The following is a 19,635-nucleotide window of genomic DNA, read 5'->3' on the forward strand; positions in this document are numbered from 1 at the left end:
CAGTCGGAGCCCGCAAGGGTGACGGCGTACCTTTTGTATAATGGGTCAACGACTTAGTGTAACAAGCAAGCTTAAGCCGGTAGGTGTAGGCGAAGCGAAAGCGAGTCTGAATAGGGCGATTTAGTTTGTTGCATTAGACCCGAAACCGAGTGATCTAGCCATGAGCAGGTTGAAGGTTGGGTAACACCAACTGGAGGACCGAACCCGCATCTGTTGCAATAGATTGGGATGACTTGTGGCTAGGGGTGAAAGGCCAATCAAACTCGGAAATAGCTGGTTCTCCGCGAAATCTATTTAGGTAGAGCGTCGAGCGAATACCCCCGGGGGTAGAGCACTGGATGGGCTATGGGGACTCACCGTCTTACTGATCCTAACCAAACTCCGAATACCGGGGAGTACTACTCGGCAGACACACGGCGGGTGCTAACGTCCGTCGTGAAAAGGGCAACAACCCTAACCTCCAGCTAAGGTCCCCAAGTCATGGCTAAGTGGGAAAGGATGTGAGGATCCCAAAACAACCAGGATGTTGGCTTAGAAGCAGCCATCATTTAAAGAAAGCGTAACAGCTCACTGGTCTAAATAAGGGTCTTTGCGCCGAAAATGTAACGGGGCTGAAGCCATGCACCGAAGCTGAGGATTTGCAGTAATGCAAGTGGTAGCGGAGCGTTCCGTAAGCTGATGAAGGGAGACCCGTGAGGGCTCCTGGAGGTATCGGAAGTGCGAATGTTGACATGAGTAACGATAAAGAGGGTGAGAGACCCTCTCGCCGAAAGACCAAGGGTTCCTGCTTAAAGTTAATCTGAGCAGGGTTAGCCGGCCCCTAAGGCGAGGCAGAAATGCGTAGTCGATGGGAACCACGTTAATATTCGTGGGCCTGGTGGTAGTGACGGATTGCACAAGTTGTTCTGGTTTATTGGATTATCAGGGCAGCGGAGCGGTTCCAGGAAATAGCTCCACCGTATAGACCGTACCCGAAACCGACACAGGTGGTCAGGTAGAGTATACCAAGGCGCTTGAGAGAACTATGTTGAAGGAACTCGGCAAATTGCACGCGTAACTTCGGAAGAAGCGTGACCCCATGGTAGGCAACTATTATGGGGTGGCACAGACCAGGGGTAGCGACTGTTTATCAAAAACACAGGGCTCTGCGAAGTCGCAAGACGACGTATAGGGTCTGACGCCTGCCCGGTGCTGGAAGGTTAAGAGGAGAGGTGCAAGCTTTGAATCGAAGCCCCAGTAAACGGCGGCCGTAACTATAACGGTCCTAAGGTAGCGAAATTCCTTGTCGGGTAAGTTCCGACCTGCACGAATGGCGTAACGACTTCCCCGCTGTCTCCAACATAGACTCAGTGAAATTGAATTCCCCGTGAAGATGCGGGGTTCCTGCGGTCAGACGGAAAGACCCCGTGCACCTTTACTATAGCTTTACACTGGCATTCGTGTCGGCATGTGTAGGATAGGTGGTAGGCTTTGAAGCGGGGACGCCAGTTTCCGTGGAGCCATCCTTGAAATACCACCCTTATCGTCATGGATGTCTAACCGCGGCCCGTCATCCGGGTCCGGGACAGTGTATGGTGGGTAGTTTGACTGGGGCGGTCGCCTCCGAAAGAGTAACGGAGGCGCGCGATGGTGGGCTCAGACCGGTCGGAAATCGGTCGTCGAGTGCAATGGCATAAGCCCGCCTGACTGCGAGACTGACAAGTCGAGCAGAGACGAAAGTCGGTCATAGTGATCCGGTGGTCCCGCGTGGAAGGGCCATCGCTCAACGGATAAAAGGTACGCCGGGGATAACAGGCTGATGACCCCCAAGAGTCCATATCGACGGGGTTGTTTGGCACCTCGATGTCGGCTCATCGCATCCTGGGGCTGGAGCAGGTCCCAAGGGTTTGGCTGTTCGCCAATTAAAGCGGTACGTGAGCTGGGTTCAGAACGTCGTGAGACAGTTCGGTCCCTATCTGCCGTGGGTGTAGGAATATTGACAGGATCTGTCCCTAGTACGAGAGGACCGGGATGGACATATCTCTGGTGGACCTGTTGTCCTGCCAAGGGCATAGCAGGGTAGCTACATATGGACGGGATAACCGCTGAAGGCATCTAAGCGGGAAACCCACCTGAAAACGAGTATTCCCTATCAGAGCCGTGGAAGACGACCACGTTGATAGGCCGGGTGTGGAAGTGCGGCAACGCATGAAGCTTACCGGTACTAATAGCTCGATCGGCTTGATCGTTCTCATTGACTATGCTCATCGAACAAAGTTCGATGTGCCAGACCTTTGTCCTGACGCGCCATGGCGCTGCGGACGGCCCGCCAAACGATTGGCGACGGCCTCTGGCCTGTATCGGTGCCACAAGCACCCGCAGCCGGAAGAGGTTCCAAAAGACGTGTTCAAAACCAGCGAAAGAGAACCAAATAGCGCTATTCGCTATTGGCTACTCCCTATTCGCTCCAAATCCAGCTTCTCAAAACAACAAAGTTGCGCTTTGCCGACCTGGTGGTTATGGCGGGGTGGCTGCACCCGTTCCCTTTCCGAACACGGCCGTGAAACGCCCCTGCGCCCATGGTACTTCGTCTTAAGACGCGGGAGAGTAGGTCGCTGCCAGGTCTGCAAAACGCAACTTTGATAAAACAATCTTCTCTAAACAAAACAAACGGCCCATGCCGAACAAAAAGGGTCGCCCAAGCGGCCCTTTCTGCTGTAATATAATAACGCGGGGTGGAGCAGCCCCCGCCGGAACCGCAGAAGGCAAAGCCTTCGAGGATCGGCAAACAAAAAGTCCGGGCTTGCCCCAGACAGCTCATCATGGCGCGGGGTGGAGCAGCCCGGTAGCTCGTCAGGCTCATAACCTGAAGGCCGCAGGTTCAAATCCTGCCCCCGCAACCAAACAAATAGCCGCCTTCAGGGCGGCTTTTTGTTTGGTAACGGGTCGAGGGTTTTGCCTAATCAGCGGCCCGCAAGAAGGCAAAGCCGACGCAGCGGGACAGAAAACTACAAATCCTGCCCCCGCAACCAAACCTTCCCAAATACACATACGCAAAAGCCCGCCTCCTGCGGGCCTTTTGCGTTTCTGCTTACCGGTGGGTCGAGGCAGGCATCCGTCGGGCAGCAATTGGATCCGATGCTTCAGTTCAATTCATTCCGGCCCAGGAATTCGGCCGCCTGACTTGTCTCCAGGGCGCTCGCTGTCTCCCGGAAATAAGGCAGGCCTTCCCAGAGGCTGCGATCGCCGACGATATAGAATCGGCGTTTGGCGCGCGTGAGGGCAACGTTCAAGAGGTTCGGCTTCGAGGCGGCCCAACTGGCCGCTCCGCTATGGTCGGCATCGGCGCCGAGCACCATGAAAACGATGTCTTCTTCCTTGCCCTGGAAGGTATGCACCGTGCCTATCCGATCCCGCAGCCACCTCGACAGTTTCGGTGGAGGCGAGTGCGTATTTCCGTTCCAATCGACCCAGGCTGCATGGGCCAGCGCCTGCTTCAGACTGTTCTTGACCTCCTTGAACGGCGAAATGATATAGAGATCAGGCAATCCGCCGTCCCGGCGATAAGTGGCGGTGAGGAGATCGACGATGAAGTCCGTCTGTTCTGCAACGGCCTGTTTGCCGGCTACCCTTCCCTTGACGTCGATCCAGGCGCTGTCGCCATAAAACGGTGGAGCATCGCCGGCGGGCCGGCGCTCCTGCAGTCCGAAGACCATCTTGTTCTGATAGGCGATCTGGTTGGCAAGGCCGAACATCGGATCGATGCAGCGCCGATGCACCCTGAGAGGGCTGCCGATCCAGAGCCCGTCCGCCTCCTCGCCCGGAACGGTCGTTCCATAGCGATTGGCGGCATCCGCCAGCATCTGCACCGACGCCCTGTTCGGCGAATATTGTCCTGCGGCGGTGTGGGGCGAGAGAGCCGAGGTGGCGGTGATCAGCGCGCTGGGTAGCGTGAAGACCGGCTCGATTTGCTGGGGATCGCCGATCACCATGACACGGCGCGCCCGCAACAAGGCCCCGACGGCCGCCTGCGGCACCGCCTGACCGGCTTCATCGATGAAAACCCAGCCGATCGAGCCGGCTTCGAGACCGCGGAACTGCCGGGCGAAGGACGCAAACGTCGTCGACACGATCGGAACGATCATGAAAAGGCTCTGCCAGATCAAGGCAATGTGCTTGCCATCGACGGGACTGTTGTTGGAAAGTAGTTTGCTGATGGCGACGATATTTCCCCCAAAACCTCCGCCCTTCCTGCCGACCTCCGCCAGCCACGCTTCATGCAGCGTCAAAGCCGCTTCCAGCAATGCAGAACGCAGACCTGCCAACTCGTCTCGATGCCACAGACCATCAATCTGGAAACGGTCGGCCTCGAGATCGGAGAGATGCCTGGGTACGGTGGGATGATCGAGAATCGTCCCGAGACGATCGAATTCCTCTCTCCTCCTGGACCAGATTTCCCGTTGCGATCCTAGCGCCCGCTCGGCCCGTTGATGTCCCCGCAACGCTCGCTTCAGCGCAGGTCCATGGACTTTTGCAAGACGACGCTCGCATTCCGCCAGGGCCTTGCGCAGTTCCAGCTGCTTGCGCGCGTTGGCAACGACATTTTGCCGATGCTGCCGGGCAGGATTGGCCGCCAGCACTTTTTCCCACCACACAGGAGCGCTGCGCTCCAGCAGCTGTTCCTCCTCCTTCAGATGAGACAATCCTTCCCTGATCCCGAACATTTCGGCCGCGACCATGTCGCAGCGATCCTGTGCGCGCCGAAGTTCGGTCGCGGCCGCCCTGACCCCTTCAAGCGCCTCGCGGCAGAATGCATCCTGCGAAACCAGGGCGATTTCATCACAGAGATCGGCATAGCGCGCATACTGGCCGATCTTGTCGCGAACCACCTCGTCGGCGGCATGAAATGCCGCCGCTGCCTCGGCGAAGGTTGGTCCCTCGTAGCCTTTTAGCCATTCCCAGATGGTCTGTGGCTTATCGGCGCCGGACCAGCCAGGTTTTGGCCTTTCGGCGATCTCCATGAAGGCGAAACGTTCCTTGAAGGCTCGACGGTTCCGGGCGTTGCCGAGCGCACAGGCGATCAACCCCCATGGGCGGTCGCCGTCGGAGAGCTTGACGATAGCTCCATTGTCCTTCTGGCAAGCGATCTTGTGCGCGACCGTCTGCAGATATTGGAATGAAGATGTCTTCCCAATCGAACTCCGCTTGGGAAGGTCGCGCGAGATATTCTCCACGGCGGCGTTGTTGGACGAGGCGACGACCATTTCGAATCCTGAAATAGCCGGGATCAGCGCCGATATCGAGGCGGTGCTCCGGTCCGTGAAGATGGCTCGGCGCGGCGAGCCGTCGAAGGCGTCGCGCGCCGTCTTCAAGGAGGCCAGGACGCGGGCGCGCCGAACGATATTATCCGCGAACATGTCGCGAAGCAGGGTCGTCTTTCCCGTCCCTGGTGGGCCGTTAACCGAGAACAGTCCCGTTTCCGAAAGGTCGCCGATGGCCGAATTGATCGCGAACTGCTGCATGAGGCTCATCGCCTGGTGAGGTTCGCTGAGCCAGCGTCCGCGGTTGAGATTTCCTGGATGCAGGGCTTGAACGATCGCCCGGCGTCCATCCTCCGAGTAGAGGTCGATCCGCTTCTCTTGCGCAGGCGGCGTGAGATATTGCCTGAGCGGCTCGGGGATATCGCCGTGTTTGACGCACGTCATCGCCCGTTCGATATCCTCGATGAAGAAACTGTTCAGGATCCCGATGTCTTCTTCAACGTTTGCACTCTCCTCCTCCTCGTCGCCGGCATCGAGCGCATTGCTCTCCTGCGGTGGCGGCAAGGAGATGATTTCAGGTTTTTCCATCCTGTCTCGGTAGCGTATTTCGACAGCAGCGATGGGTTTCTCTTGCTTCGAGGAAAAGCCGGCCCAATCGCAGAGCAATTCATGCAGCGTCAGGATTTCGGCGGCATTGATCGGCTGACCGTCGGGATCCTCGGCGGACGAAGATCTCAGATGCCGTTGTGCCCGAAAGTTTTGAAGCAATTCCGAAAGCTGCCTCTTGCCATCGGCAAATGCCTCGTGGCTGAGTGAGGAGAGGCCGGATTTCCGCACCTGCCCCAGAGCCCAGGGAAGCGTGGAAACGGAAAATGTTTCGAACAACGGCTGTCCAAAGGGGGAGAGCTGCAGGCTGGCAAAGCAGGTATCGCCATCGAGATCGCCGCGTTCGGCATCCTCATACTCGGTGATATCGGCCGCAATGCTATCGAAGTGCCTGCGGATATCGGCAATTTCGGATTTGCTGAAAACGCCGAGGAATAGGGTGAAGCCCGTAATCTGCTTCTCTTCGGGTATGGCTGGGCGGCTGAGTGCGGCGCCGTCATCCTCGAGCGTTTTCGCATGCAGCCAAAAAACGCTTCGGCCTTCACTGGAGGCAATACGACTGGAGAGATCGTAAGGAATGAAGAACTCGATTTTGTGCCAGAAATCCAGAATGGCGAGAAGCCGTTCTCTTTCGGCGCCGTCTGCATTCATCTGCATGAGTTCTCACTGAGGCGTTGCAAAAATAGGCTCGCGCTTGTTTTAGCAACGATCGCAGCTCGAAATCAAAGTCCATGGCGACTGCGTCCCGAACGCATTTCCGCACATGGCAATACCGCGTCAATGCAGACGCGGTCGGCGTCGCTCGCCGAGCGCCGTCCCCGGTTCCAGCAAAGCCATGGTCTCCGCCACGACATCCGTCTTGCCAGCGGCGGGCTCGGCGATCGAGCGCAACCGTTTGAGCGCAGCACCGCCGGCATAATCAAGCGTGGCTGGATCGTCCGAATGCAGGTCCCGGATTTGCGGCAAAGACGGCCCCGTCCGCCAGCCGTTTGCCCCGATCTCGCCGACCCGGCGGAAAGTCTCTGCAGCTCGCTGATACTGCAGGGCAAGCTGCGTGTCGCCAAGCCGCATCTGGATCGGTGTAGGATCGGGCCCACTGGCTCAGTGAGGCTTTGGCAGTCAAGGACCCTGTCAGCTTGCCTCGGCCACGCTGCATGACGAAAGTATGACAATTTGTACTGAAATATTACATTAAGCTGATCGTCTATAGTCAGAGCAAATATAGCCTTCAAGTATCTACCGATTGAAAATGCAACCAAAGCTTTGTATTATATGGTTTTTCGTCCGCTAAAACTAATCACTTTGGGCCATTTCCTTCCTTCTCAATCCGTATTAACATAATTAAGAAATGTCTAAAAAATAAGGCGATGACATTCGGGATCGACATTTCATACTATCTAATACCCGCCATCGCTCCACGTTTGAGTAAAGTGTAACGCTAGGGGAGGCGTATATGTTCATGACAGGCTCTGGAATGGAGAATACTGACCAGGGGAGGAAGTTGAATACGTCTGGAGATACTATACTAGTAGTGGCAAAAGCGGATTTATTTTCGGAGTGCATGGTAGAAGCACTGGCAAAGAAATTTCCGAATTGTGAAGTAGCAAGCATAACGAGCACAAAGCCAATGCTGGAAAAAGATACCAGCGAGATTAAGCTTGTTTTATTCTATCATATACCCGGCCCCGAGCTTCATGAGGCGTTGCAGGCTGCGCGCGAAAACCACCCTGAAACCTCGATCGGGCTTGTTGTCGAAGCGATCGACATGCTCGAGCCCTACGTCAGCCGGCTGGTGGAGGCAAGGATCATCGATGGTGTCCTGCCGCTCAACCTGCGGCTCGACGTCTTCATGGCCGCTGTGGATTTACTGATGAAGGGCGGCGAACATTTTCCGTCAGCACTTCTCAACCGTCTCAACAACAAGAACGCCCAGCTGGAACCTTCGCTCTATCAGGCAAAATCGGTCGATGCGGCCCGCAACAATGCGCTCAAGCTGAGACGCGACAGCATCTCTGCTTTGACCACCCGGGAGGTTCAGATCCTGGATCTCATCTGCAAGGGGACGCAGAACAAGATTATCGCCGACAAGCTGCATCTTTCCGAAAACACCGTGAAGGTTCACGTCCGCAACATCTACAAGAAGATGAACGTGCGGAACCGCACGGAAGCGGCATCCCGCTTCTTCAATGAGCATCCAGCCGGAGAAGACGACATGTCCGGCCGGTGGCGCAATTGATATAATGCTATTGTTTCAGATAGAAGGACGCGCAAAGCAGCGCGACTTCTGTCCGAAGCCGCTTGGAGAGCAGATATAAGGCGCTGAGCCGTGATAGGCGACAGCGCGGGCCGTTACTCCGGCCGGGCGCTCGGCGTGATTTTCCGGATAGGCGTAGGCCTTCGAGAAACGCGGAGCCTCGGCCACGACGAGATTCTTCTTCGCGACGACAGCGATATCGTCATCAACGAGCGTGCAAGCCGTTTGTCCGATCGCCATAAGCGTCGTTCCCCCGACGAACATCGCCAAACGAAGACACCAGCCTTTCAGCTGCGCTGCATCTTGTTTCTTCAACATAGCCCAAACCCCTCGCATATGGCACTTCCGGATGCAAGACCGGCCGTGCCGTTGAGCTCCGCCGATCTCCCGACTTCCCTCGTATATTAGCGGCATTGAGTGAAGCTTGAGAGGCGTATGAGAGGCGTATTGGTGGTAAAACATTGAAGTGATTAATCATTTGTTACTTTTAAGTATACTTTCGTAATTATTTCGGATATCTAAATCTTTTCATGTTGACCCCGCTAACATTCGTTGTACTATTTTACTAATAATTCGGTATCCGAAGAGTAACTACAAAGTTATTCGTGTATGGACGCTCAGTTTTATGAATATCCAGAGCGGGTACAGAGGCATGCAGTGCGTAAATAAAACAAAAGACTAAATACCTGGGAAGGAGTTGGTAATGCGTAGTTTCGTTCCCAACGAAGGCTATTCTAAAGTGTCAGGCATACCGGTGCTCCAAGGACGACGCACCGTTCTTGTAAATGGCGGGGGCGGCTTCCTCGGTTCACATCTCTGCGAAAGGCTCCTGCAGCGCGGCCACAGCGTTACATGCCTCGACAATTTCTCGACCGGCCGCCGTGCGAATGTCGCTCACCTTGCAGCGAACATCCGCTTCCGCATCGTCGAGCACGATGTTAGGCAGCCCTTCGATATCGACGCGTCGCTCATCTTCAATTTCGCCTCCCCCGCCTCTCCGCCCGATTATCAGCGGGATCCTGTGGGAACGCTGCTCACCAACGTGCTCGGCGCCGTCAATACCCTTGATTGCGCGCGAAAGACCGGTGCGATCGTCGTCCAGTCGTCGACCTCAGAGGTCTATGGCGATCCGACCCAGAGCCCGCAGCACGAATCCTATTGCGGCAATGTCAACCCGATCGGGCCGCGCGGCTGTTACGACGAAGGCAAACGCAGCGCCGAAACGCTGTTCTTCGATTACCACAGGACTTACGGTGTCGACATCAAGGTCGGCCGCATCTTCAATACCTACGGACCGCGCATGCGCCTGGACGACGGCCGGGTGGTTTCCAATTTTATCGTTCAGGCCCTGCGCAATGCCGACCTGACGATCTATGGCGATGGTCAGCAGACCCGTTCTTTCTGCTACGTCGACGACCTCATTGAGGGTTTCCTGCGTTTTTCGGCTGCCGGCAGCGCCTGCAACGGTCCGATCAACCTCGGCAACCCAGCCGAAATGACCGTGCGGCGTCTGGCGGAAATAATTCGAGACTTGACGAACTCGCGTTCCCGGATCGTCCACCTGCCTGCGGTCACCGACGACCCTCGTCAGCGGCGGCCGGATATTTCCCGGGCCATGGCCGATCTTGGCTGGAAGCCCCGCATCGGGCTGGAAGCCGGCCTGGCTCGCACCGTCGAATATTTCGACGGACTGCTGGCCGGCACAGAGAAGGCGGAGGTCGTATGAGATGCCCCGCTACATTCTCGTTACCGGCGGCGCCGGTTTCATAGGCAGTCATATCTGCAAAGCGTTGTCGCGCGCCGGCATGATCCCCGTCACCTACGACAATCTCTCGACGGGACATGCCGACAGCGTCCGCTGGGGCCCGCTCATCCGGGCAGAGCTTGCCGACGCTGCCACGCTGCGCCGGACCCTTGCAGAGTTTTCGCCCGATTGCGTCATCCATTGTGGTGCCAATGCCTATGTCGGCGAATCCGTCGACATGCCCAGGAAATACTACCGGAACAATGTGGTCGGCAGCCTGACGCTGCTCGAGGTCTGCCTCGATCAGGATATCGAGCGGATCGTTTTTTCGAGCAGCTGCGCCACCTATGGCGTTCCCGCCTCGCTGCCGATTCGGGAGGAAAGCCCGCAGCACCCGGTCAATCCCTATGGGCGCACCAAGCTGATCTTCGAGATGGCGCTTGAGGATTTTGCCGCCGCCTACGGTATCCGCTTTGCCGCGCTGCGTTATTTCAATGCGGCCGGCGCCGATCCAGATGGTGAGCTTGCCGAGCGTCATCACCCCGAGACCCATCTCATCCCTCGTGCCCTTCTTGCCGCTGCCGGCAGGCTGGAGCGGCTCGATATCTTCGGCACCGATTATGCGACCGAGGATGGAACCTGTGTTCGCGATTATGTTCATGTCAGCGATCTCGCCCAGGCGCATCTCGCCGCCGTCAATCATCTGATGGCGGGTGGCGGCTCGCTCAGTGTCAATCTCGGCTCCGGCCGGGGCACTTCGGTGCGGGAGATTCTCGAGGCGATCCGTCGCGCGAGCGGCCGCGAAGTCCCGGTGAATTATCGCGCCCGCCGCGCCGGCGATCCGCCGATCCTCTTTGCCAATACCGCAAGGGCGAAGGCGGAACTCGGCTTCGCGCCGGTCTTGTCGGATATCGATACGATCATCCGCACCGCCGGCCCCACCTTCGGACTGGAGATGAGGGCATGAGCGACGCACTGCAAATCGGTCACAGGACGGCGAAGGCCGCTACAGCTGATGCATTCGATCCTGTTTTCACCGGCTGGAACCGCGTCGCCTATGCCTTCGGCATCCTCTGCTGGCTGGCAGCACTCGGTTATTTCTGGATCTGGTGGTGCCAGTCCGCCCATATTATTTCCTCGGCGGCCTTCGTGCTGATTACCCTCGTGCTTGCTTGGATCACGCTGGTACCGGCCTATTTTATCCTGATCTTCCTCGACGCGAGAACGGTCAGCGCTCGGGCAGGGCTGCCGGAAGGGCGGGTGGCGATGGTCGTCACCAAGGCGCCGTCCGAGCCCTTTGCCGTCGTTCGCGCTACGCTTCAGGCGATGCTCGACCAGATCGGCGTCGATTTCGATGTCTGGCTGGCCGACGAGGACCCTTCGGACGAAACCACGCGCTGGTGTGCGGAGCACGGCGTGCTGATCTCCACCCGAAAGGGTGTGGCGGAGTATCATCGCACCGCGTGGCCGCGTCGGACGCGTTGCAAGGAAGGCAACCTCGCCTATTTCTACGACCATTTCGGCTATGCACGCTATGATTTCGTCGCCCAGTTCGATGCCGACCATGTGCCGACGCCGACCTACCTCCGTGAAGTCCTGCGCCCCTTTGCCGATCCCGGCATCGGTTATGTCTCCGCTCCCAGCATCTGCGATGCCAATGCCGGCGCAAGCTGGGCGGCGCGCGGCAGGCTCTATGCCGAGGCAAGCCTGCACGGTTCGCTGCAGACCGGTTACAACAATGGCTGGGCGCCTCTATGCATCGGTTCCCATTATGCGGTCCGCACATCAGCCCTTCGCCAGATCGGCGGCCTCGGCCCCGAACTTGCCGAAGACCATTCGACGACGCTGATGATGAATGCCGGCGGCTGGCGCGGCGTGCACGCCGTCGATGCGATCGCCCATGGCGACGGACCAGCAAACTTCACTGATCTCGTCGTCCAGGAATTCCAGTGGTCGCGCAGCCTGGTCACCATTCTGCTGCAACATTCCCGCCGCTACATCATGCACCTGCCCTGGCGACTGAGATTTCAGTTCGTGTTCTCGCAGTTGTGGTATCCGCTCTTCTCCGCCTTCATGGCCGTGATGTTCCTGCTGCCGGTTGCCGCCTTGATGACGGGCCAGGTCTTCGTCAATGTGACCTATCCGGATTTCCTACTGCATTTTGGGCCGATATCGGTCGTGCTGACGCTGTTTGCCTTCTTCTGGCGGGCCACGGCAACCTTCAGGCCGCACGATGCGAAACTGTTCGGCTGGGAAGGGCTTGCCTTCATCTTCCTGCGCTGGCCATGGTCGCTTGCCGGCAGCCTCGCAGCTCTTCGCGACTATATCTGTGGCTCTTTCGTCGATTTCCGCATCACGCCGAAGGGAAGGCAGCAGCAGCGGTTTTTGCCGCTGCGCGTTATCGCGCCCTATATCGGGCTCGCCGGACTTTCCGCCGTCGCAATGATGTTTGCGACCGATGCCGCGGCCGCCCAGGGTTTTTATGTTTTCGCCATGATGAACCTCTCGGTCTACCTGTCGCTGACGGTGCTGATCGTCGTTCGCCATGCAGTCGAAAACGATCTGCCGCTGCTGCCGCAATCGCGCGGGCTGTGGCTTGCGACAGCCACCGGGCTTGCGATTTTCGTCGCCGGCGGCACGCAGGCGGGGAGCCACGGCCTGCGCGGCCTCGAAGCTCTTTCGCACGGCCAGGCGTTCGTCAGTTTCACCGAAACGCAATTTGCCGTGGCCGGCGCCGGCCTCGGCGGCGGCAAGACCAGGATCGTGAAGTTCCGCCTCAGATGGAATGGGTTCGGAAGCACGGGACGGGACGAACAAGGTGTCTGAGCCGGCGGAACCGGCAAGTATCGATTAGGAGGATGTAATGAGTATCGGATCGAAATTATACGGAGCGGCGCTCGCATTGAGCCTGTGCCTGCCAGTGGCAGCATACGGCGCAGAGGTCGCCAAAACGAAGGCGCCAACGCCGGTCAGCGCCTATGAGCTCTATCGTATCTACGGCGACAAGACCTGGACCTGGAACACCGGCGGCGGCCGTTTCTTCGACGATGGGCGGCGGTTCGTCGCCTGGAGCAATGACAAGGGGAAGCCGTCCTTCGCCGAAGGCAGATGGGTGGTCGACGATCTCGGCCAGCTCTGCATGCGTGCCACCTGGACGAATGCCGAGGGTGCGGCCCGCGCCAGCACCTGTTTCGGTCACCGCAAGATCGGCAACACGATCTATCAGCGGCGCCAGCCGGACGGCAATTGGTACGTCTTCCGCCATGCATCGGTGCTTCCGGATGACGAGTTCCGCAAGCTCGTTCCCTTGGATACGGTGAGCGCGAAGGCGCGCGAACTGAAGCAGGTTCTGCTGAGCCAGGAAATAGCCCGAAAAGGAGGGTGAAGCCATGAAGAAGCTAATGAAAAACAACCTCTCGACCACCGCGATCGCGTTGCTGTTGTTGTGTGTCGCGGAGCTGCCGGGCCGAAGCGAAGTGCAATTTGCGGGCATTGCGCCAAACCCGGCGGCGGCCGTGCAGACGATCATCGACAAGCGCCCCGTCGTTCATGCCGGCGGCATCAAGTTCGGGGCCTACGATCCGCACGGCGATTTCGGCGCGCAGACGAATGTCGCGACCGAAGCCCTGTTCCTGCCATGGGAAGACGTCGACCTGGAAACTCTGCGGGTCGCCGATGCCTATGCGCTGGCGAGAGGCCGCAACCTGCTGATCACCGTGGAGCCGTGGTCCTGGGACGTCGACTGGCGGCTAAGCTCCGCTCAACTTCGCGCCAAGGTCCTGCGCGGTGACTACGATGTCAACATGCGTTCGATCGCCCATATGATATCCGAGCTGAAAAGCCCGGTGATCGTCCGCTGGGGACAGGAGATGGAGGACAAGTCAGGGCGGTTTTCCTGGTCTGGCTGGAGCCCGCAAGACTATATCACGGCCTACAAGCGGATGATGGACATCCTCCGCAAGGAGGCGCCCGGCACAGAGCTCATGTGGTCGCCGAAGGGAGAACCTGGCCTCCAGGCCTACTATCCCGGCGACGATTATGTCGATCTCGTCGGGCTCTCGGTCTTCGGCCTGCAGCGCTACGACGAGCTTGCCTACAAGGAGCACCGGACGTTCTCGGAAGCGCTGAAGCAGGGCTATGATCTCGTCGCCGGCTACGGAAAGCCGATCTGGGTGGCGGAGCTCGGCTATGAAGGCGGCGACGCCTATATCAGGCCGTGGATCGAAACTGCCACGTTGAAGCAGAGCGCCTTCCCGAATCTGCAGGAAGTCGTCTATTTCAACGATCGGGATGTGCAAGCATGGCCGTTCGATCTCGGCCGGCCGGATTGGCGCGTGGTCGAAAACCTGGGCAGCAACTGATAGTCCGGAAAACAGAGGCCTGAAAAACAGAGAGGCCCGCAGGGGTGTTGCGGGCCTCTCCTCATGTCGGGCGACCGATCATCCCTTGATCGTTGCCTTACCCTCTTCGATGAGCCGGGTCGCCGCATCGGCGGGCGAAATCCGTTCGAAGGCGAGTTCGTCGCAAATCGGGCGCAGCACGCGCTGGTCGAATTGGGTTGCTCCCATCGGCACCGGCGGCGGATACTCACCGACCTGATCCTTGAGCAGGTTCACGTATTTGACCGTTTCCTGCTCCGTCGGGTTGAGCTGCGGCAGGATGGCTTCGCGCACGGCAGGCGACATTGGCACGCCGCGTTCGACACCCAGAATCTTGCCGGCTTCGGGATCGTTGACAAAGAAGCTGATGAATTTCGCAGCAGCTTCGCCCTGCTTGGTCGTGGCGCCCACACTCCAGATCAGTGCCGGACGGTAATAATGGCCGGATGGACCGCCCTTCTTTTCACGCGGCAGCATGGTGATGCCGAGCTTGTTCTTGATGATCAGCTGATAGCCGATCATCTGGTTGGAATAGGCCATGCCGATCACCGATTTGCCGAGACCAAGGCAATTGGTGTCGATCGTGTTCTGATCGAGCGTCTGCACGTCGGCAGCAACGGTGCCGCCCGCCTTGCGCAGTTTCTCCCAGTAGTCGAACCATTCCCTGGCATCGTCGGCCGTGAAGCCCAGCCCAACACTTTCTCTCGCAAAGAGGCTTTTGCCGCGCTGGCGCAGCCAGGCATCGAACACATAGGCGTAGCGCGCCGCATAGGGGCCGCCGCCCTTGCGGGATGACTTGGCGAGTTCGACGGCGAGCTTGGCGTACTCATCCCAGGTGAGGTCGGGCGTCGGCAACGGGATGCCTGCCTTTTCGAATTCGACTGTGTCAAAGAACATCGAGAAGGAGTTGAGGCCGAGGCCAACACCATAGAGCTTACCGTCAATGGTGGTCAGTTTCAGCATGTCGGCACCGAAGGACTGAACGTCCAGTGCGGAGGGGACGAATTCATCGAGCGGCAGGCAGGCGCCGCGCTTCGAATAGTCTGAAATCGTTCCCGGCTCGAGTTGGAAGATGTCGGCGATCGAGCGGCCAGCCATCTGCGTTGCCAGCTTCGTCCAATAGCCGTCGCCCGAAAGCGATTCACCGACAATAGTGACGCCAGGCGTTTTCGACTGATAGAGCTTGGCAACATCGAGCGTGCGCTTGGCGCGGTCGTTGGATCCCCACCACATGGCGCGCAGTTGCGCGCCTTCGGCAAAGGCCGGAATGGCGCTTCCGGCGCCGAGAGCGAGGCCGGCGGCCGCACCGGCTGAACCCATCAGAAATGAACGGCGATTGACCTGCATGCTAATCCTCCTTGTCCCAATTGCCCGCTGCCATCCTCCAATGGCTTTATCGGGCACTTCGGCAAACAGATTACGCAAAAAAAAATTTATTGCAAGAAGCAACCATTTTCTTGCAAATTTGCATTACTTGCATAATGTTTGCCTATGAACGACCAAAAGATCAGACGGCCGCGGCAGGCCGATATCGCTACATTGGCCGGCGTCTCCGTCTCCACGGTGTCGCGCGTTCTCGCCAATGAACCTGGCATCAGCGAAACCGTCCGCCGCCAGATATTGAAGGTGGCAGCCGAGCACGGCTATCCCGTCAAACCGGCTTCCGAAGCCGTTGCCGGCGGGCTGGCGCTGATTGCCAGCGACGGCGTCACCGGCACTCTCAGCGTCTTCTACGAAGCCATCGTCGACGGCCTGCGCGCCGGCGCTGCCGAAGCGGGCATGCCCTTCGACGTCCGGCTGGTCCGCGAGGATCGAACCACCCCGGATGCCGTGCGCGACTATATGCAGACGGCAGGCGCTGAAGGTCTCTTTCTCGTCGGCATCGATCCGAACGAGATGCTGCGCGGCTGGCTGCAAGCCAGCATGACGCCCACCGTTCTTGTCAACGGCACTGATCCAAGGATGCAGTTTGACGGTGTTTCGCCGGCTAATTTCTTTGGCGCCTACGAGGCCACCCGTCGGCTGACCGAAGCCGGGCATCGTCGCATCCTGCATCTCAGCGGCTCCCACCGCCACACGATCCGCGAGCGCGTGCGCGGTTTCGAGGCGGCGATCGCCGCCGTCCCCGGCGCCGAGGGCCGTCTGGTGTCCTTGACACTTCAAGGCAGCGCCATCCGCGAGGCACATGAACGCACGGCAGAAGCACTTGCCGAGAATGCCGGTTTTACCGCCGCCTTCTGCATGAATGATTTCATCGCCGTCGGCGTGCTCGAGGCTGTCACCGAGGCCGGCCTGCGCGTGCCGGAGGATTTCGCGATCGTCGGTTTCGACGATCTGCCCTGCGCGCTGATGACCAATCCGCGGCTGTCCACCATGCGCGTCGATCGTTCCGCCCTCGGGCGCGAGGCCGTGTCGCTGATGCTCGCCCGTTTCCGCAACAGGACGGCACCGGCGCGCCACATCTGCCAGGCGGTCATTCCCGTTCCGGGCGGAACTGTTCCGAATCCGAATGCCGAAAACCCGTGAGAGATGCGATGACCTATGATCCCGCCAGCGCCAACCCGCTTGCCGGCAATCCGCTGGAAACCCGCGCCGATATGAGCGGCGCCCTGCTTGCTCTCTTCAATCCGCTGCTTGCCTGTTTTTCGAAGGGCAATGCCCGCGTCACCCTCAATGGCGGCGGCGCCCATTTCGACCGGGCAGCGGCCGATCTCGAAGGGTTCGCCCGCCCGCTCTGGGGACTGGCGCCGTTTGGCGCCGGCGGTGGGAACTTTGCCCATTGGCATCGGTTTGCCGAGGGTCTCGCAAACGGCACCGATCCCGCCCATCCCGAATATTGGGGAACGGTCAATAGCCGCGATCAGCGGATGGTCGAGCTTGCCGCTCTCGGTTTTGCCCTGGCGCTGGTGCCGGAAAAGATCTGGGAGCCGCTCGATGCGCGCGCCCGCGGCAATGTCGTCGCCTACCTCAAGCATGTCAGGCAGTTCGACTATGCCGACAACAACTGGAAATTCTTCCGGATCTTCGTCGATATCGCACTCGATCGTCTCGGCGCCGATTTCGACCGCAGCCTGACGCGGCAATATCTCGAGGAGCTCGAAGGCTTCTATATCGGTGACGGCTGGTATCGCGACGGAAACGTGCGTCGCATCGACCATTACATTCCCTTTGCCATGCATTTTTATGGCCTGATCTATTCGAAGCTCGTCGATGACGATTATGCAAAACGCTACCGCGAACGCGCGGTCCTCTTCGCCCGGGATTTCCGCCACTGGTTTGCCGCTGACGGGGCGACGATCCCCTTCGGCCGCAGCCTGACCTATCGCTTCGCCTGCGCCGGCTTCTGGTCGGCGCTGGCCTTTGCCGATGTCGAGGCTCTGCCTTGGGGGGAGATCAAGCATCTCTGCCTTCAACATCTGCGCTGGTGGAAGGACAAGCCGATCGCCGATCGCGACGGCGTGCTGTCGATCGGCTTCGGCTATCCGAACCTCCTGATGTCGGAGAGCTACAATTCCGCCGGCTCGCCCTACTGGGCCTTCAAGGCCTTTCTGCCGCTGGCAATCCCCGATGATCATCCGTTCTGGACCGCTACGGAAAAGGAGCCGGAGCAGGCGCCTGTTGTCGTCGCCCAGCGTCACCCCGGCATGGTGATCATGCGGGCGGGCGGCGATGTCGTGGCCCTGTCTTCCGGCCAGGAAAACCTGCAGATGCGGTGCGGCACGGAAAAATACGCGAAGTTCGCTTATTCCGCTCGCTACGGCTTCAGTGTGGAGGCCGATGAGCGTGCCTTTGCGCTTGCCGCCTTCGATTCAGCACTTGCCTTCAGCGATGACGGGCTGCACTACCGCGTGCGCGAAACGAACGAGGAAGCCAAGCTCGCAGGCGACGTGCTGTATGCGAAATGGTCGCCTTTTGCCGATGTCGACGTCGAAACCTGGCTCGTGCCTGTCGCTCCCTGGCATATCCGCCTCCACCGGGTCAGGACAAGTCGGCCGCTGCGGATTGCCGAAGGCGGGTTTGCCATCGGCCGCCGGGATTTTGAGCTGGATACGCTGTCCGCTTCCGATGGGGTTGCCTATGCGATCGGCGACGCCGATTTCACCGGCATTCTCGATCTCGGCTCTTCGGTCAAGCGTTCGGGGCTCGTCCAGAAGGCAATGCCCAACACCAACGTGATTGTCGCGAAAACCCTCGTGCCGCAACTGCGCGGGCAGATTCCGGCCGGTGAAACAATTCTGGTGACGGCGGTGCTCGCGCTTGACGATCCCGCTGCTGTCTCGTCTGTCTGGACGATCCCGCCGAAAGCGCCTGACATTGCAGCGCTGGAGTCCCTGGTGAGGGAAAAGGGCGTGACAGTCAGCGCCATTGAGGCGCCGGGACACATGCCATGAGCCAGCCGGCCATTGTCCTTGCCATGCAACCGTCGCGCACGGAGCATGTCCTGCCGGATGAGGTCCGGCGCCGGCTGAGCGGCATCGGTCGCCTGCTGGATTCCAAGCCGCTGCAGCGCTTCGACGACGAGCGTGCGAGGCGTCTGCTGGCCGAAGCCGAAATCCTGATCACCGGCTGGGGCGCCCCCTATGTCGGGCCTGAAATCCCCGCCGCGGCGCCGCATCTTAAGCTCATCGTCCATGCGGCGGGCACGGTAAAGGGCGTTGTCGACGACGCCATCTTCGAAGCCGGTATCCCGGTCAGCCATTCGGCCGAGGCCAATGCTGTGCCGGTTGCCGAGTTCACGCTGGCGGCGATCATTTTCGCCGGCAAGCGTGCTTTCCGTTTCCGCGATCTCTACGTTGCCGACCGCAACCGCAATCGGACTCATCCGATGCAGCGCGAAGCGATCGGAAACTACCGCCGCACCGTCGGCATCGTCGGCGCGTCGCGCATCGGCCGGCGCGTCATCGAGCTCCTGAAACCCTTTGACTATAGACTGCTGCTCGCCGACCCGACGCTTGATGCCGCTGAGGCAGCCGGCCTCGGAACGGAAAAGGTCGATCTCGATGAATTGATGCGGCAGGCGGACATCGTTTCCTTGCATGCGCCGTCGCTGCCGTCGACACAGCATATGATCGATGCGCGAAGGCTGTCGCTGATGAAGGACGGTGCAACGCTCATCAACACGGCGCGCGGCATTCTCATCGATGAGGCCGCCCTGCTTTCGGTGCTGAAGACCGGCCGTATCGACGCGGTCCTCGATGTCACCGATCCGGAGATCCCTGAGGCGGGCTCGGCTTTCTACGATCTGCCGAATGTCTTTCTGACGCCGCATATCGCCGGCGCCATCGGGCTGGAACGGGCGCGCCTCGGCGAGATGGCCGTGGACGAGATAGAGCGCTTCGTGACCGGCCAGCCGCTGCTCTACCAGATCCACCAGGCAAATCTCGAAAACATCGCCTGAGGCGTCGAGCGGCT

At 59.2% G+C, this 19,635-nt stretch carries 13 protein-coding genes, 1 tRNA gene and 2 rRNA genes (1 of these 16 only partly in view); 12 read left to right on the plus strand and 4 right to left on the minus strand.

What is annotated here, in order from left to right; all coding sequences use genetic code 11:
- From N1937_RS22295 to N1937_RS22305, 3 genes are all read left to right on the plus strand, one after another.
- Positions 1-2,228: ribosomal RNA gene (locus tag N1937_RS22295) — 23S ribosomal RNA — on the plus strand (it extends 649 nt beyond the left edge of the window).
- 260 nt (positions 2,229-2,488) lie between these two features.
- Positions 2,489-2,603, plus strand: a 5S ribosomal RNA gene (gene rrf, locus N1937_RS22300).
- A 202-nt stretch (positions 2,604-2,805) separates the two neighbouring features.
- A tRNA-Met gene (locus N1937_RS22305) sits at positions 2,806-2,882 on the plus strand.
- Positions 2,883-3,122: 240 nt separating this feature from the next.
- Here N1937_RS22305 and N1937_RS22310 read toward each other — a convergent pair.
- Positions 3,123-6,503 (minus strand): DEAD/DEAH box helicase, encoded by a 3,381-nt coding sequence (locus tag N1937_RS22310; protein WP_260056997.1) that lies wholly within the window; start codon positions 6,501-6,503, stop codon positions 3,123-3,125.
- A gap of 120 nt (positions 6,504-6,623) precedes the next feature.
- On the minus strand, positions 6,624-6,917 hold the full coding sequence (locus tag N1937_RS22315; protein WP_260056998.1) for a hypothetical protein: 294 nt from the start codon (positions 6,915-6,917) through the stop codon (positions 6,624-6,626).
- A gap of 382 nt (positions 6,918-7,299) precedes the next feature.
- On the opposite strand from N1937_RS22315, the gene N1937_RS22320 reads away from it, so the two are divergent.
- Positions 7,300-8,082, plus strand: a complete 783-nt coding sequence (locus tag N1937_RS22320) for a helix-turn-helix transcriptional regulator (protein WP_170279150.1) — start codon at positions 7,300-7,302, stop codon at positions 8,080-8,082.
- A gap of 15 nt (positions 8,083-8,097) precedes the next feature.
- Here N1937_RS22320 and N1937_RS22325 read toward each other — a convergent pair whose 3' ends face one another.
- Positions 8,098-8,418, minus strand: coding sequence for a hypothetical protein (locus N1937_RS22325; RefSeq protein WP_017966402.1), 321 nt, complete (start codon positions 8,416-8,418; stop codon positions 8,098-8,100).
- Positions 8,419-8,803: 385 nt separating this feature from the next.
- Here N1937_RS22325 and N1937_RS22330 point away from each other — a divergent pair, with 385 nt between their 5' ends.
- From N1937_RS22330 to N1937_RS22350, 5 genes are read left to right on the plus strand one after another with little or no spacing between them, the layout of a single operon-like run.
- On the plus strand, positions 8,804-9,826 hold the full coding sequence (locus N1937_RS22330) for a UDP-glucuronic acid decarboxylase family protein (protein ID WP_260056999.1): 1,023 nt from the start codon (positions 8,804-8,806) through the stop codon (positions 9,824-9,826).
- 1 nt (position 9,827) lies between these two features.
- Complete coding sequence (galE, locus tag N1937_RS22335) at positions 9,828-10,811, plus strand: UDP-glucose 4-epimerase GalE (RefSeq protein ID WP_260057000.1); 984 nt, start codon at positions 9,828-9,830, stop codon at positions 10,809-10,811.
- Complete coding sequence (locus N1937_RS22340; RefSeq protein WP_260057001.1) at positions 10,808-12,670, plus strand: glycosyltransferase family 2 protein; 1,863 nt, start codon at positions 10,808-10,810, stop codon at positions 12,668-12,670. The genes galE and N1937_RS22340 overlap by 4 nt, the downstream gene beginning before the upstream one ends.
- Before the next feature lie 37 nt (positions 12,671-12,707).
- Positions 12,708-13,229: a DUF995 domain-containing protein gene (locus tag N1937_RS22345; RefSeq protein WP_170257443.1), complete on the plus strand. Its 522-nt coding sequence runs from the start codon at positions 12,708-12,710 to the stop codon at positions 13,227-13,229.
- 4 nt (positions 13,230-13,233) lie between these two features.
- The gene (locus N1937_RS22350; RefSeq protein WP_260057002.1) at positions 13,234-14,205 is read left to right on the plus strand and encodes a glycoside hydrolase family 26 protein; all 972 of its coding nucleotides are present in this window, start codon (positions 13,234-13,236) and stop codon (positions 14,203-14,205) included.
- 78 nt (positions 14,206-14,283) lie between these two features.
- Here the strand turns inward: N1937_RS22350 and N1937_RS22355 are convergent, their stop codons facing one another.
- On the minus strand, positions 14,284-15,570 hold the full coding sequence (locus N1937_RS22355; RefSeq protein WP_260057003.1) for an ABC transporter substrate-binding protein: 1,287 nt from the start codon (positions 15,568-15,570) through the stop codon (positions 14,284-14,286).
- A 144-nt stretch (positions 15,571-15,714) separates the two neighbouring features.
- Between N1937_RS22355 and N1937_RS22360 the strand changes: the two genes are divergently transcribed.
- From N1937_RS22360 to N1937_RS22370, 3 genes are read left to right on the plus strand one after another with little or no spacing between them, the layout of a single operon-like run.
- Positions 15,715-16,749, plus strand: a complete 1,035-nt coding sequence (locus N1937_RS22360) for a LacI family DNA-binding transcriptional regulator (protein WP_260057004.1) — start codon at positions 15,715-15,717, stop codon at positions 16,747-16,749.
- Between the two features lie 8 nt (positions 16,750-16,757).
- Positions 16,758-18,614: a DUF2264 domain-containing protein gene (locus tag N1937_RS22365; protein WP_260057005.1), complete on the plus strand. Its 1,857-nt coding sequence runs from the start codon at positions 16,758-16,760 to the stop codon at positions 18,612-18,614.
- Positions 18,611-19,621 (plus strand): hydroxyacid dehydrogenase, encoded by a 1,011-nt coding sequence (locus tag N1937_RS22370; RefSeq protein ID WP_260057006.1) that lies wholly within the window; start codon positions 18,611-18,613, stop codon positions 19,619-19,621. The genes N1937_RS22365 and N1937_RS22370 overlap by 4 nt, the downstream gene beginning before the upstream one ends.
- Positions 19,622-19,635 lie beyond the last annotated feature (14 nt).

The organism is Rhizobium sp. WSM4643 (genome assembly GCF_025152745.1).
In the GTDB taxonomy this organism is placed as follows: Bacteria; Pseudomonadota; Alphaproteobacteria; order Rhizobiales; family Rhizobiaceae; genus Rhizobium; species Rhizobium leguminosarum_I.

Coding starts and splice junctions, on each gene's coding strand:
- N1937_RS22355 (WP_260057003.1), bottom strand. CDS start 15,570: ATGCAGGTCAATCGCCGTTCATTTCTGATGGGTTCAGCCGGTGCGGCC.
- N1937_RS22350 (WP_260057002.1), top strand. CDS start 13,234: ATGAAGAAGCTAATGAAAAACAACCTCTCGACCACCGCGATCGCGTTG.
- N1937_RS22370 (WP_260057006.1), top strand. CDS start 18,611: ATGAGCCAGCCGGCCATTGTCCTTGCCATGCAACCGTCGCGCACGGAG.
- N1937_RS22345 (WP_170257443.1), top strand. CDS start 12,708: ATGAGTATCGGATCGAAATTATACGGAGCGGCGCTCGCATTGAGCCTG.
- N1937_RS22325 (WP_017966402.1), bottom strand. CDS start 8,418: ATGTTGAAGAAACAAGATGCAGCGCAGCTGAAAGGCTGGTGTCTTCGT.
- N1937_RS22315 (WP_260056998.1), bottom strand. CDS start 6,917: ATGCGGCTTGGCGACACGCAGCTTGCCCTGCAGTATCAGCGAGCTGCA.
- N1937_RS22320 (WP_170279150.1), top strand. CDS start 7,300: ATGTTCATGACAGGCTCTGGAATGGAGAATACTGACCAGGGGAGGAAG.
- N1937_RS22365 (WP_260057005.1), top strand. CDS start 16,758: ATGACCTATGATCCCGCCAGCGCCAACCCGCTTGCCGGCAATCCGCTG.
- N1937_RS22330 (WP_260056999.1), top strand. CDS start 8,804: ATGCGTAGTTTCGTTCCCAACGAAGGCTATTCTAAAGTGTCAGGCATA.
- N1937_RS22340 (WP_260057001.1), top strand. CDS start 10,808: ATGAGCGACGCACTGCAAATCGGTCACAGGACGGCGAAGGCCGCTACA.
- N1937_RS22310 (WP_260056997.1), bottom strand. CDS start 6,503: ATGCAGATGAATGCAGACGGCGCCGAAAGAGAACGGCTTCTCGCCATT.
- galE (WP_260057000.1), top strand. CDS start 9,828: ATGCCCCGCTACATTCTCGTTACCGGCGGCGCCGGTTTCATAGGCAGT.
- N1937_RS22360 (WP_260057004.1), top strand. CDS start 15,715: ATGAACGACCAAAAGATCAGACGGCCGCGGCAGGCCGATATCGCTACA.